This window comes from Staphylococcus lutrae, from assembly GCF_002101335.1.
GTDB classification, from domain to species: domain Bacteria; phylum Bacillota; class Bacilli; order Staphylococcales; family Staphylococcaceae; genus Staphylococcus; species Staphylococcus lutrae.
This window is the reverse complement of record NZ_CP020773.1, coordinates 950,451-964,101: the sequence shown is the minus strand read 5'-3', so window position 1 is coordinate 964,101 and position 13,651 is coordinate 950,451. Positions and strand designations below refer to the sequence as shown.

The 13,651-nt window shown below is 37.8% G+C and carries 12 protein-coding genes and 1 pseudogene; 10 read left to right on the top strand and 3 right to left on the bottom strand.

What is annotated here, in order from left to right:
- Positions 1 to 7 precede the first annotated feature (7 nt).
- Positions 8 to 589 carry a dihydroxyacetone kinase subunit DhaL gene (gene dhaL, locus B5P37_RS04685; protein WP_085237140.1) on the top strand — a complete coding sequence of 194 codons (582 nt, stop codon included), beginning with the start codon at positions 8 to 10 and terminating at the stop codon, positions 587 to 589.
- Entirely contained in the window at positions 586 to 945 is a 360-nt protein-coding gene (gene dhaM / locus B5P37_RS04680; RefSeq protein WP_085237139.1) for a dihydroxyacetone kinase phosphoryl donor subunit DhaM, read from the top strand. The genes dhaL and dhaM overlap by 4 nt, the downstream gene beginning before the upstream one ends.
- A gap of 64 nt (positions 946 to 1,009) precedes the next feature.
- On the opposite strand, the gene B5P37_RS04675 is transcribed toward dhaM, so the two are convergent.
- Entirely contained in the window at positions 1,010 to 1,360 is a 351-nt protein-coding gene (locus B5P37_RS04675; protein WP_085238418.1) for a zinc ribbon domain-containing protein YjdM, read from the bottom strand.
- A 253-nt stretch (positions 1,361 to 1,613) separates the two neighbouring features.
- Here B5P37_RS04675 and B5P37_RS04670 point away from each other — a divergent pair, with 253 nt between their 5' ends.
- From B5P37_RS04670 to B5P37_RS04635, 8 genes are all read left to right on the top strand, one after another.
- Positions 1,614 to 1,943: an antibiotic biosynthesis monooxygenase gene (locus B5P37_RS04670; protein WP_085237138.1), complete on the top strand. Its 330-nt coding sequence runs from the start codon at positions 1,614 to 1,616 to the stop codon at positions 1,941 to 1,943.
- Between the two features lie 164 nt (positions 1,944 to 2,107).
- On the top strand, positions 2,108 to 3,073 hold the full coding sequence (locus B5P37_RS04665; RefSeq protein ID WP_085237137.1) for an alpha/beta fold hydrolase: 966 nt from the start codon (positions 2,108 to 2,110) through the stop codon (positions 3,071 to 3,073).
- 30 nt (positions 3,074 to 3,103) lie between these two features.
- Positions 3,104 to 3,859: a MerR family transcriptional regulator gene (locus B5P37_RS04660; RefSeq protein ID WP_085237136.1), complete on the top strand. Its 756-nt coding sequence runs from the start codon at positions 3,104 to 3,106 to the stop codon at positions 3,857 to 3,859.
- Positions 3,860 to 4,150: 291 nt separating this feature from the next.
- A complete protein-coding gene (locus B5P37_RS04655; protein ID WP_085237135.1) occupies positions 4,151 to 6,124 on the top strand; it encodes a fructose-specific PTS transporter subunit EIIC in 1,974 nt (657 codons plus the stop codon).
- A gap of 166 nt (positions 6,125 to 6,290) precedes the next feature.
- On the top strand, positions 6,291 to 8,237 hold the full coding sequence (locus tag B5P37_RS04650) for a hypothetical protein (protein ID WP_085237134.1): 1,947 nt from the start codon (positions 6,291 to 6,293) through the stop codon (positions 8,235 to 8,237).
- Between the two features lie 321 nt (positions 8,238 to 8,558).
- Positions 8,559 to 9,545, top strand: a complete 987-nt coding sequence (locus B5P37_RS04645) for an AMP-binding protein (RefSeq protein ID WP_085237133.1) — start codon at positions 8,559 to 8,561, stop codon at positions 9,543 to 9,545.
- Complete coding sequence (locus B5P37_RS04640; protein ID WP_085237132.1) at positions 9,533 to 10,675, top strand: ATP-grasp domain-containing protein; 1,143 nt, start codon at positions 9,533 to 9,535, stop codon at positions 10,673 to 10,675. The genes B5P37_RS04645 and B5P37_RS04640 overlap by 13 nt, the downstream gene beginning before the upstream one ends.
- Positions 10,676 to 10,813: 138 nt before the next feature.
- On the top strand, positions 10,814 to 11,014 hold the full coding sequence (locus B5P37_RS04635) for a hypothetical protein (RefSeq protein ID WP_085237131.1): 201 nt from the start codon (positions 10,814 to 10,816) through the stop codon (positions 11,012 to 11,014).
- A gap of 202 nt (positions 11,015 to 11,216) precedes the next feature.
- Here B5P37_RS04635 and B5P37_RS11805 read toward each other — a convergent pair.
- Positions 11,217 to 11,302, bottom strand: a pseudogene (locus tag B5P37_RS11805) (type I toxin-antitoxin system Fst family toxin).
- Positions 11,303 to 11,487: 185 nt separating this feature from the next.
- Complete coding sequence (locus tag B5P37_RS04630) at positions 11,488 to 13,419, bottom strand: glucosaminidase domain-containing protein (RefSeq protein WP_085237130.1); 1,932 nt, start codon at positions 13,417 to 13,419, stop codon at positions 11,488 to 11,490.
- Positions 13,420 to 13,651: the final 232 nt, after the last annotated feature.

Below are 13,651 nucleotides of genomic sequence, written 5' to 3'. Positions count from 1 at the left end.
TCACAAGATGGACGTAACAACATTAAAAGAACGTTTATTGGCATTGAAAACAACTTTTGAAGCCCAAGAAGATGTGTTAACTGAATTAGATCGAGCGATTGGTGATGGCGATCATGGTGTGAACATGCGTCGTGGTTTTGAAGCGTTACCCGAACAACTAGACGATCGTTCGATGGCAGCGTTGTTTAAATCAACAGGTATGACATTGATGTCTAAAGTGGGCGGTGCTTCTGGTCCACTATACGGATTTAGTTTTGTTAAAATGTCTCAAGTGGTTCATGATGAAATCGATCATCAAAATTTAATCGAATTATTACGCGCATTTGAAGCGGCAGTTGCGGAACGGGGGAAAGTGACATTAAATGAAAAAACAATGTACGATGTCATCTCACGTGCGAGAGCTGCTGTCGAACAAGGTGAGACAGTTGATATAGCAAAGTTACAGTCTTTTGCAGATGCGACACGTGACTTAGAAGCCACTAAAGGACGGGCATCGTATTTTAAAAAAGATTCGATTGGTCATATGGATCCTGGTGCTCAAAGCAGTGTCTATCTTTTAAATGCATTGATAGGAGCGGATCGTGTATGACACAAATCGTTTTAGTCAGTCACAGTGAGAAAATTGCAGAAGGTGTTCAAGATTTACTGGCTCAAATGGCAGGAGCGGTTAAAGTTGTCGCTATTGGTGGCATCGATGGTGAAATTGGGACATCCTTTGATGACGTTTTCGCTGTCCTCAATGAATTAGAAGAGGATGCCATTTGTTTTTACGACATTGGTTCGTCCGAAATGAATTTAGACATGGCCATTGAAATGTATGTAGGTGGATACCGGATTGAAAAGGTGGATGCGCCGATTGTTGAGGGAAGCTTTATTGCGAGTGTTGCCTTGTCAACGGGACAGACAATCGATGAAGCGATTGCCTCAGTAGACGAAGCTTTTTAATAAGGAACAAATGAAAAAACAGGACCGTACGGCAATGTGATGCGCGTATGGTCCTGTTTTTGGCTTACTTTATTTTTTTCACAACTTCTGATTTTAAGCCGATTTGTCCGAAACCAGGAATTTTACAGTCGATGTCATGACCATCTTCTGGATCGACAAGTTTAATATTTTTCACTTTTGTGCCTTGTTTAATCATTTGTGAACTGCCTTTCACTTTCAAATCGCGAATGACTGATACAGTATCGCCATCTTGAAGCGGATTGCCATTCGCATCACGAATGACAGTTGCTTCTGTCTCTGTTTGAAGTGTTTCTGGTGTCCATTCGTATGCACACATCGGACAGATGTAGAGTCCTCCATCTTCGTATGTATATTCAGAATCACATTGTGGACAGTTCGGTATTGCGGTTGTCATTATAAAATCAACTACTTTCATTGAGGTATATGTATAATCTAGCATATTATGACTCAAAAGTATGTAGGAAATTGGTGAGAAGGATGAAGGGATAAGGTTATGGTTGGTAATGATAATCGTTATCAATTATAATAGGAATAACAATCCAATGAAGGTGCGCACACATGGTGCATGAGAGAGATTGATTTGGAATGAGAATCAAAAGAAAAAGGTACGTGATTCCAATTTAACAACAGAGAAGGAGATGGTTGACATGTTTATGGCAGAAAATAAACTGACCTTAAAAAAAGGTGCCGCTGAAGCAACGATGGAACGATTTCACCGTCGTCAAGGTATTGAAACGATTGAAGGTTTTATTGAAATGTATGTGACTCAAACAAATGGGTTAGAGGATTACGACGAAGTGAAAATTCTAACCATATGGCAATCTGAACATGCATTTCGCACGTGGCTCAGTTCAGACGTGTTTAAAGCATCACACAAAAACGTGAGACAACAACATGAATCTGCAGATAGCCCAATATTGAACAATCAAGTGTCTACGTATCAAATCGGTTATTATTACGAAAAGAAAAACGCATAGTATTAAGTGAGAAGGTCTCGGTGGATTACCGGGACTTTTTTTGATGCGCTTTGTCAGAAGAGAAGGGAGGCGCAGATATAAAATGCGTTGATACGTGGCGCGCTTATCTCGTAAAAGGAAGGCGAAATAGATTATAATAAGAGGGAAAATAACGAGGTGTTGAAATGAAAACTTATATTGAACGAGATGGGCGTCATGTGATGAAGCGGTATCTCATATTAAACAATCATAAACAGGGCATGATTATCGAGTCACGAGATAGAGCAAAGCCGATATTGCTCGTTGTGCATGGAGGGCCAGGGTTCCCGCTCTATTCATTCTTTAGAGCGCATCATATTGATTTGACAAATGATTATACCGTTGTTTTTTGGGATCAACGAGGGACAGGGATGTCTTATACACGTAAAAAGATTGAAATGGCACAATTAATTGATGACCTCCATCAATTAATTCAATTTTTAAAACGCTATTTTCATCAAGAGCAAGTCTATTTAATGTGTCATTCATTTGGCACAATTATTGGGAGCCATGTGGCACATCGCTATCCCGAAGACATCGCTGCATACATTGGCATGGGACAATTGGGCGATGTTTTTCATAACGAGCAGCGAATTCTCCAACATTTATTATTTTTAGCACATGAAGAAAAAAATCAGCATGCGATTAAACAGTTGCAAAAGATTCATTTAACGCGAGATTTCAATCAAGATTGCGCATATGAAAAAGTGAGACAACGCTATACGACGCGCTACCGTGTTGGTTTTTCAAGCCGAGGTTATTCTGTATGGCGAATGTTTTTAGTGATGATGCAAACACCGTACTATCGTTTTATTGAGCGTGTGAATATCATTCGGGGGAGTTTGTCTACATTTGAGCATTTGACGTCTGAAATGGCACATACGAATTTAAATCATATTGCCCAGGAAATAACAGTGCCGGTTTATATTTTACAAGGGGTTCATGATATGCAAACGACCTATGAAGACAGCAAAGCGTTTTTTGATCATGTGGGGGCGAAAGAGAAACGTTTTTATGCGTTTCAAGATACTGCACATGCGCCTTTTGTCGATGAACCTGAAAAAATGATGAAAATTATGCATGAGATTGTTGACTGTCACGCAACGTCATGATGTATAGATAAGATAAGGAGGTGATATTCAATGTCTCAATATTCAACAGGAAAGCTTGCATCGATGTTTGATATTTCGAAACGTACGTTACAATATTATGATGAAAAAGGGATTTTGAAACCCGCATGGATTGAAGACAATCAATATCGCATTTATACCGAACATGAAGTTGAACAATTGAATCTTATTTTAATCATGAAATCGTTAGGACTTAATTTAAAAGAAATACGAAAATTGATGTCCTCTCAAGGGACATTAAAAACAGTTCGTTTAATATTAGAACAAAAAGCACAAGCCACCGCGCAAGAGATTCAAACCCAACAAGCGCAATTAAAACAAATTAAAGCGATGCAAAATATGATACTCGACGTATCATCTGCACCTGTTAAAAATCTTTCAGACATTGAGCGTATGATGAAAAAACAACCACAATTATCTCATTTAACACGTCACATGGTATTTTGGGGTGCGACAACAACAATCGCTCATATTTTTGGGATTCGTTCAAGTTTAAAATATCGGACGATTTGGCCAACAATCGCTGCCTTTTCTTACAGTGGTATGATGTCTTATCGATTGGTTAAATATTATTATGAACATGTGGCCTATATGTGTCCAAACTGCCAAACGATCTTTAAACCAGACATCCAACAATGGATCTTTGCCAGTCATACACCGAAAACACGTCAGCTGCAATGTCCAAATTGTGATTTTAAAGGTTATTGTGCAGAAGTATATGATGAACCTAAAGCCACCGTGGATCCAGGCATTATAAACGGTGCATGATATGCCGTGACCCATAAGCGTTACCTGTTTTAAAGGGATTGCGGGCCTTTGTATGGGGCATAATGGGCTGTTTACGCTGTTTACAGGCATCTGATTATCAAATCCGTTTATAGGCAGAAAATCATTCTTTAACTTGTATAGAGAAGGGTTTTCTGCTTTTTAGATTGTCGTTTAATGAGGATGACTGAATATGAAAAAGTTTGAAAGCGCTTAAATTTATCATTGAATTGCGTAGTCTAAGGGGATAAGATGGGGATGTATTGGAATTTTTGAAGAGAGGAAGCGTGTGTTGTGAAAATACTTGCAGTGACATCTTGTCCGAATGGTATTGCGCATACTTATATGGCACAAGAAAAGTTAGAACAAGCAGCTCAGAAATTAGGCATTAAGATTAAAGTTGAAACGCAAGGAGGGATCGGGGTCGAAAATCTTTTAACTGATGAAGAAATAGCCGCAGCAGATGGGATTATTATTGCTGCAGATCGACAAGTGGACTTATCACGATTTCATGGGAAACATCTGATTAAAGAAAGTGTACGCGCAGGAATTCATCAACCTGAGGCGTTAATTCAGCGCATCATCAATGGTGAAGCGCCGATTTATCATTCGAACGAGGAAACAGTTAAAAGTACGTCTCATGCAGGACAACCCAAACCAAACGGAATGCAACAGATTTATCAACACTTGATGAATGGTGTATCGTTTATGGTCCCTTTCATTGTTGTCGGAGGGCTATTAATTGCATTAGCACTGTCATTAGGGGGCGAGAAGACGGCAACGCAAGGGTTGGTTATTCCGGATGATTCTTTTTGGAAACCGTTTGAAAAAATAGGGGCACTTGCTTTTAGTTTTATGGTTCCCATTTTAGCCGGTTATATTGCGATGAGTATTGCAGATAAACCAGGTCTTGTACCGGGTATGATTGGAGGCGCTATTGCAGCCGATGGTAGTTTTTATGGCAGTGATGCAGGTGCCGGCTTTTTAGGGGGGATTGTGGCCGGTTTTCTAGCGGGTTATATTGCAAAGTGGATTAAAAATATTAAAGTGCCCAAAGCGATGGCACCGATTATGCCAATTATTATTATTCCTATCGTAGCATCTGTCCTCGTAGGAATCATCTTCATTTTCGTTATTGGTGCCCCAATTGCGGGTATTTTTGAAGCATTGACAGCATGGTTAAAAGGCATGCAAGGCGCGAATGTGATCATTTTAGCAATGATTATTGGTGCCATGATTGCTTTTGACATGGGTGGTCCTGTAAATAAGGTTGCTTTTCTTTTTGGATCGGCGTTGATTGCTGAAGGGAATTACAGTGTCATGGGGATGGTTGCAGTCGCAGTGTGTACGCCGCCTATTGGTTTAGGTTTAGCAACTTTTATACAACAGCGTAAGTTTAACCGCAATGAAATTGAAATGGGTAAAGCCTCATTTACAATGGGTCTCTTCGGTATTACTGAAGGTGCCATTCCTTTTGCGGCCCAAGACCCGTTACGCATCATTCCAGCGAATATGATTGGTGCCATGGTCGCTTCAGTCATTGCTGCATTAGGACATGTTGGTGATAGAGTCGCACATGGTGGACCGATTGTTGCAGTACTCGGTGGGATTGATGGTGTGTTAATCTTTGTGGTCGCTGTACTGGCAGGGAGCTTCGTCACAATGACACTCGTCTTATTGTTTAAAAAGCATCCTACTGTTGTACAAACAGTAGGATCCACGGAAAACCCAATGAACGGTAACTCGATGATCACACTAAGTCATGAGAAGGAACGAGATGAGATGCCTACGACGATATCTGATCAAGAAACACAAGAAATGCATACATTATTTGATCCTAAGGTGACCATTCAAACAGATCAACCGATGGATAGAGATGCAGCGATTGATACGTTAATTCGTCAACTTGTGCGTGAAAATTATGTGACAGATGAGGCAAAATTAAAAGCCGCTGTTTTAGCTAGAGAAGCACAATCGAGCACAGCATTAGGAATGCACATTGCCATGCCTCACGCAAAAACGAGCGCTGTTCGTCAACCGATCGTTGCGGTTTTGAAGCATGATAAAGGTGTGCAATGGGAAAGTTTAGATGGGACGTTACCACAGCTGATCTTTTTGATTGCCGTTCCAGAAGAAAGTCATGATACGCATTTAAAAGTGCTACAACAACTTTCAAAAAATTTAATGCAAGATGAACGACGTGAACAGTTGTTGACGGCATCAAACAATGCGTTACTCTTTGAACGGTTACAACGTATGATGCAATGATTGTCGCGGAAGACATGCAATAGTCTTATGACGGTCGTCTAGGAAGATCACATCTGATCGTTCCTAGACGATTGCTCATACAAACGATTTCTTCTAATTGATTTAAAAAAGAAGAAATAAACGTTATAATTTAAAATATATCGCGTAAAAAGAAAGGAAGGATGACATGGTTCAGTTGAAGTCGACCGCATCTTACAATCAACGTCATCATTTATTAAAAATAGGTGTTTCCGTCCTATTGATAGGAAGTTCAATGCAGTGGTCATACGCCCCGTTATTTCAATCGACTGCAAATGCAGTGACTCAAACCCATCAATCTTTGAAGACGTTCAATGCAGATGCAGTGCAAAAAGTGAAATCACTGAAATTTTTAAATACTGAATATAAGCAGTCGTTTATCGAATTATTAAGTCAGTTGGATTATTCACAAGCTGATATGAAGACAGTTTTAAAAGCGGCAAACGAAGCGAATCGTCTTGCAAGTGCAGCGACAACAAAGGACAACCCACAGCCTCAAGTGGCACAGATTGATGAAAAACTTGCACGTCTGAAAGCGAAAGTTGATGAAGGTCAACAGAAGGGTGTCGATGGACGCGGTGTGTTAGACGAACCAAGTCTCACAGGGTCACAAAACAGTAAAGCATCACCTATTCTTGGACAGCAACAAACAGAAGATTTAAAGCAAATGTCATCAGAAAATGAGAATACTTTGGATGTGTTCGATTCAACTGGAAGTGATCCATTACAGACAAATGCAATCAGCGAGATATTAAAAACAGTACATGAACGCCTATCGTCTGAGACGCGGGCGCAGTCGTCAAACTTGTTGGAAACATGGGCTGAAACCGTTGCACAGGGAAGCACATCACCAGTCGAACCATTGAGAGAAGCGAGCGATACAGTCAATCAAATCGATCAATGGGTTTCTAAACAAATATCACAAGACGATGCGAATCATTATTTAGCGACAAAGCATCATCTTTTAAATACGTTCGATCGACAAATTAAAGGACTTAAAGATACTCCTAAAGATGAAAAACAACAATTATTACGTGATTCACAGACTGTGACACGACAGTTGAATCAACAAAATGATACGATTTTGTCACAGTTGAAAGAAAATGGAGACAAACAAGCAGTAGTCAAGAATATACTTGGAACAGTATTCAATCAGAAAGAAGCTGAACAACGTGCTCAAAAGATAACGATTGAAGGCAAAACAAATCAACAGTTGGCCGACCAAATTCAACGAGAGATTGATCAACTGAAATCGACAACGAGCGATGATTTATTGCGTGGTATGTTCGATAACACTTCAAATCGTCAAGGTTTACTAGAGCGTATATTAGCGTCACGCTTTGATAGGCAAAAAGCACAGCAACTGGCACAACAAATCATGCAAGGAAATCCAAACAATGAGGTGCTTCTTCAGCGATTGAAAACACAATTTAAATCGGATGGTACTGCAACAAGTGATGATATTTTAAACACAATATTGAACAATACAGATGCCAATCCAAAAGTCATCGAAAGTATTTTAGGGGGACGTTTAAATTCAGAAAATGCGGCGTTGATTGCTAAGCGCATAAGTCAGAACGAGTCGGAGAATCACGATATTTTGAAACAGCTGGACGATGAATTGCGTGCACAAGCAAATCGATTGCTGACTTTGCGGGAACAACTAAGTCAACTTCAACAAAATGCGAAAATAGATATTCAACATTTGTTCTCTCCTATAAACCAATTGTCAGACATCATCGGAAACGGGTTATTCGGTCGTGATATGAACAAATCAGGACCTACGAATGACAAATTACGTGAATTGTTGAATCAACAAAAGCACGGTACACGCCAGCAATCTGGGGGATTGTTCAAACATGACTTTGCACCGAAGCCCAATATTGATCCATATCAAGCGATAAAGTCACAAAGCGGAAGTGACCATTTTCTTGACGGGTTATTTGATCAGAATGGACAGTTTGTGCTTCCAAGTGCAGGAGAAATATTGAAACATGATAGACTTCCAATCATCAGTGGTGTCATCCTATTGGGGATAGGTCTTATCCTTATATACATGAAACGTCGGAAGATGCATTTGACGGCGAAAAAATGATAGGTGCGGCGTGTTAACAGTGAGGCATTACCGCATCAGATTAAGAGATGTATTCAGCATAACGCGTGAGTCAGCCCCCAAAGCACCCCTTTTCTGGCAGAACAGAAAAGGGGTTTAGTGTCGCGCGGTTAAAAATGTTTGAAAAATATTTTGACAAAATTTTTCATTATTACTATGATTCTGAAAAATGGGAGGGATTATACAAAAGAAGAAATCACACATGTCATCATTTCTACAGAGCTTAAAAGTCATGCAATGTATATTGATTTCTGCTTAGAGCATCACATAAAAGAAATTATAAAAAGTTAGAAGAGGATAATAATGAAAAACAAAATATTAGATAAATTCTACGAAAATGTAGCGAAAAACCCTAAACAAGTTATTTTGACTAACGGAAATAAAGCCTATACAAATATGGAAATTGACCATTTATCTAATGAAATCAGTAAATATTGTTTAAAATCTAATCGTAAATACATACCCTATCTCTTAAGTAATGATTTATATGTTTTACCTACAATAATAGGGATATGGAAAGCAGGGAAAGTGCCTATTCCACTTGCTAAAGATATTAATTTGGAAGAACACTTATTATTACACAAGGACTTGGAGATTGATGATGTAATCTCAGACAAAAATCTTGATATCAATCATTTAGATATCAACACTTTGGATGTGAATGATCATCGACAACATAATTTCTCTGAGTCTGCTATAGAGAATGAATATTTAGCACTTACATCAGGATCCACAGGCTACCCTAAAAAGATAAGATTATCCGAGAATGGAATATATCATATTTTATCAGAATATTATAGGCTAATTGGAGCTGACAAAAATTCTAAATTTTTATTTTCTACATCATATACATTTGATGTTTCATTGAGTGAAATATTTGCGCCTATTTTATTAGGATGCCAGTTGGTTTGTTATGATGAAAACATTAATACCGTAGAAAAGCGAATTAAAAATACTTTAAAGTATATAGAAAGGTATGAAATTACGCACTTAGCATTCTCACCTAGTTATTTAGAGTTTTTATTATCTAATGGTAATAAGTGTTCGTGGAGAAGTGTAGAAACAATTTCTGTAGCAGGGGAAGTATTCAATGTAGCATTGAAAGATAAATTAAAAGATATCATCCCTTTGACAACTCATGTTTTTAATTTATATGGCCCAGCAAAGGCAACGATATTTGCCACTTATTATCAATTGAAATTTAATGAAAAAAATACGATCCCCATAGGTGTTCCTATAAATGGTGTAGAGATTAAACTAGAAGGAAATGATGATATTTGTCTGCATTAAAAGGGAAGGGAACTTTAATTACATTACAAGAATATGAAAAAAAGAATCATAAAAATCTATATAATATGACTTTCTATATAGAAGAGAATTCGATGGAAAGATGGTTAGGTGAGGCCATAAAAATAAATGAGTTGGATAATGTTGACTTTGTTTATACGCTTGAAGACGATTTACAGGAAGTAGCTTTAAGAATTTGCGAAACGTTAGGCGTTAATTATACTTACTCTAAAGGATCAATAGAATTATCATCGAATAAGTATAAAATGAGAAAGCATTTAAGCAAGGAAGGATTTGATAGCCTGAATTTTTCTGATAATTTAAATGCAGAAAAAATAATAAAGTTTGTATCAAACTATGGAACAAGCATATTAAAACCTAAAAAAGGTTCAGCAAGCAAAGATATCTACAAAATATCGAAGTGTAGTTTAAAAGAAATAGCAGATTTAATAAATAACCTAAAAATAGAAGAATTTATTATAGAACAATTTATAGAAGGTAAAGAATTTAGCGTTGAAAGTTACTCTGAAGGTGGTATTCACAAGATTTATTGTATAACAGAAAAAATAAAAGGCGAAAATTTTATAGAATTAGGACATATTGTCCCAGCAAGTTTATCTCACGATGAAATAAGTATGATACAAAGTGATGTGATGAAATTTTTAGATATTATGAATGTCATTAATGGTCCTTGCCATACAGAAATTATTGTTACAAATGAAGGACTAAAGATAGTAGAAAGTCAAGCAAGATTTGGTGGAGATCAGATTAATGATTTATACGATTTAGCTTTTGACAAAAATATAATTGAAACGATATTTAGAGGAATGGTTACAAAAGATCAAATAGACGATATAGATTCTTTTCACATCAATGTACCGCGTTATGCGGCTATTTCATACTTACCTCCAAAGGCTGGTTTGGTAGAGAAAATCGAAATAAATGAAAAGTATATTAAAGAATTTAACATAAAAGAATATAGGGTATGGTGCAAAGAAAAAGATATATTAAGTATGAATGTTTCAAGTAGTGGGAGAATTGCTCAAGCGATAAGTGTAGGAAAAAGTAGAAATGAATCCATTAGTAACGCGAATCATTTTTTGAAAAGAGGTATAAATATTAAATTTAGCTAAAAAAGATTAGGAAATGTATAAAAAATATAAAAATAAGTATGTTCCAAGCGTTTATGTTAATGGAAAATTCATTAAAGATCCATATTCGATTAAAGAAGTTGAAAAATATTTGAATTTATAAATTAAGGAGAAAAAACAATGGCGATACTCTATATCATTTTAACCGGTTTAGTATTTTCATTGGCTTCTACTGGAAGTAAATGGATTGATGAAAAAATCATCAAAAAACGCACAGGCAAATCTAATGAATTATTAAAAAATGACAAAAAAAACATTTTTATTGCATTTATACTGTACTTCTTATTAGGTATTATAGCAGGATATTTTATATTTGAGTAACAATGTTAAATATATTGAAAAACAACCGATTTTGACTAGGATAAGGCAATAGAAAATAGCACATTTTAATAAGCAAAATATAAATGTCAAGATAAGTATGTACAAATTTGCTTAAATAAGCATGTACAGTTATATTCTTTTTCTGAAGGAAAAAGGGGCTGAAACCCTATGTCCCAGCCCCTTTTAGAGTGACTATAGTCGCCTATTTGTCATTGCGATTACGTAGCCAATGCGTAAATAACAACCACTGATGGCTGTGGTCGTGATGTGAACAAGAATCTCTAGCATGAATAGATTCCCTCTCTGCGTCTGCATTGACGCCTGAGAGATAGGCAATTTCATTATTATACCGTCTGCATCTTTTGAATCATATCCACTTACGATAGGCCTACATATGTGTTAATGATATTACTTTTATATGCCGTTAGTAACGGTGTTAAAATCCCCAATAATAGCGTTTCAAAAATATTTTATTAATTGAGCGTTGATAAATCGCCACTGATATAATCTAATTTTTGAGCTTGGTTTGCGTTGATGGTACGGTATGAGATGACACCGAGTCCTTTGACATTAGATTCAGAAACAACAATTGAACCATCATGAAGGACTTTTTCAACAAAGGCAACGTGACCATAGTAGCGATCGGCACCGAGTTGATTCGGTTTGAAAACGACAGCATGATGGACTTTAGGTTGACGAGATACACTATAGCCTTTAATGAGTGCAGAGTAAGTCCAATCGCTAGCGTTCCCCATATCGCCCGGAATGTTGATACCGAATTGTGCCATCCGATGATACACATACCATGTACACTGACCATGTGGATAAGGGGATGGACCAGATACTGAGAACGGCTTGAATGTACCAATATCGTCTTGAGAAGGAGATGGCATCGGATTGTCATCAAGCGATGTCGGCATATCTTTTTCATCAAAACGTGTTAAATCATAAGCTTCAATAATGGCTTGTAGCTTTTTATCATATTGTGGATCAGTGGCATAAGTTCCAACTAATGCTGTTGTAGCTGAGCGGTAGTCAGAACTCTCGCTTTTCCATACCTCTTTATAGATTGTAGGATTTCCATCAATCCCATTTTTAATTAAATCGGCATAGTCTGACAATGATGCTTTTTGATTGGGATACGTTCTGAAGTCTGCTTGGATTTGATACAGCTGATTTCCATCTGATTCTAACGTTTGGAAATTGACAGACTGCCCCTGATAGCCCCCTTTAATGCCAAATAAATTATAGTAAGGGGCGCGTGCTAATTCGCTTTTTCCAGAATCTGATTCTAAAATGGCTTGGGCAATCATAACGGAAGCATAGATGTCCTCTTGCTGACCGATATCATGTGCCGCCTTAGCGATATCACGAATAAACGCACGTGTCGAATTTTGTGGAATAGCGCGCATTTGTTGCGTCTCGCTAAAATCAGAGTCGGATTTTGGTATGACTTCAAAGAGTGAGGTTTGACGGGTATTTGCGTCTTGAGACGATGATGTAAAAGATTGACTCGGCGCTTGTTCACGTGTCTGTTTGAATGAGTCCGGATTAGTAATTTGCGACTCATGTGTGTTTGTATGATGTTGACTTATTGCCGCTTTTTGTTTTCGATAGGCATCATTCGTTTGACGTGCTTTTTCGCTGTATTGATCTAACAATGAATCAATCACGGCTTCATTTTGTTCCGGCGCACTGTCGTTGCGATGAGAGGCTGTCGAATCCGTATTTTTTGAAGATGTTGACGATTCAGAGTCAATCGCATCAGAATTTGGTTTTTGTGTATGTGTTGCATGCGAAGCTTCATTTTTCGTTGCGTCAGCATGTGCATCTGAAGGCTTGGATGCCAGTGCTTCAGTTTGAGATGATGATTCAGAAGCTGCCGTTTTTTTAGATTGGGGTGCAGGCTGTGGTTCATGTTGCTCAGAGCCTTGACCCGTTAACAACGTTTGGAGTTGCTCGAGAAAGTCTCGGTTTTCTGGTGCCACTGTTGTTTGCGTATTTGGATTGGACGTTTCTTGTTTTGAGAAAAAATATGCAGGATTGAGCACATCAGTAACGTCATTTAACACAGAATGAAAGAGGGGATCCAGGCCATTTTTTTGAGTTGAAAAAGGCGTATTGAAGGATGAATTCTTGTTCTGTGAGAAAAGGTGCGTAAGTATTTGAGATTCGGGTGTCGCGTCTTTGTCATCAATGGTTGCTTTCTTTTTTGATGTATCGGTTTCTTCCGAACGATAAGCGACTTTGTCATCCGATTTAGAATTGTCGTCATGATGGGTGGACGTTTCTTCTTTGGTCGTGTTCTCAGCTTGTTGTGTCGCTGAAACAGTCCAATGTGGTGTCACTGAGGGCAATAGTACTGCTGTACCGAGCAGTCCTGAAAAAATAAATGTTTTGTTCAAGTCGATACTCCTTTCCGAAAAGTAATGCGTACAGTGCATGGTTTAATTTTTACGTCTATGCGTCATTATTCAAAGTGTAAGACAGCATGCCAATCATGCGTGGTCCTAAGTGTTTGATAGAGGCGCACAAGGATATTAAAACAGGGTGTACAAACCGATGATGGAATTGTTATACTGTAATATGCCTGATGTTTGTTGATGTATGTTAACTTAAATATATAAAGGATTTTTT

Bases quoted from the DNA above. Each gene is read 5' to 3' on its own strand.
- dhaL (WP_085237140.1), top strand. From the start codon at position 8: ATGGACGTAACAACATTAAAAGAACGTTTATTGGCATTGAAAACAACT.
- dhaM (WP_085237139.1), top strand. From the start codon at position 586: ATGACACAAATCGTTTTAGTCAGTCACAGTGAGAAAATTGCAGAAGGT.
- B5P37_RS04675 (WP_085238418.1), bottom strand. From the start codon at position 1,360: ATGACAACCGCAATACCGAACTGTCCACAATGTGATTCTGAATATACA.
- B5P37_RS04670 (WP_085237138.1), top strand. From the start codon at position 1,614: ATGTTTATGGCAGAAAATAAACTGACCTTAAAAAAAGGTGCCGCTGAA.
- B5P37_RS04665 (WP_085237137.1), top strand. From the start codon at position 2,108: ATGAAAACTTATATTGAACGAGATGGGCGTCATGTGATGAAGCGGTAT.
- B5P37_RS04660 (WP_085237136.1), top strand. From the start codon at position 3,104: ATGTCTCAATATTCAACAGGAAAGCTTGCATCGATGTTTGATATTTCG.
- B5P37_RS04650 (WP_085237134.1), top strand. From the start codon at position 6,291: ATGGTTCAGTTGAAGTCGACCGCATCTTACAATCAACGTCATCATTTA.
- B5P37_RS04645 (WP_085237133.1), top strand. From the start codon at position 8,559: ATGAAAAACAAAATATTAGATAAATTCTACGAAAATGTAGCGAAAAAC.
- B5P37_RS04635 (WP_085237131.1), top strand. From the start codon at position 10,814: ATGGCGATACTCTATATCATTTTAACCGGTTTAGTATTTTCATTGGCT.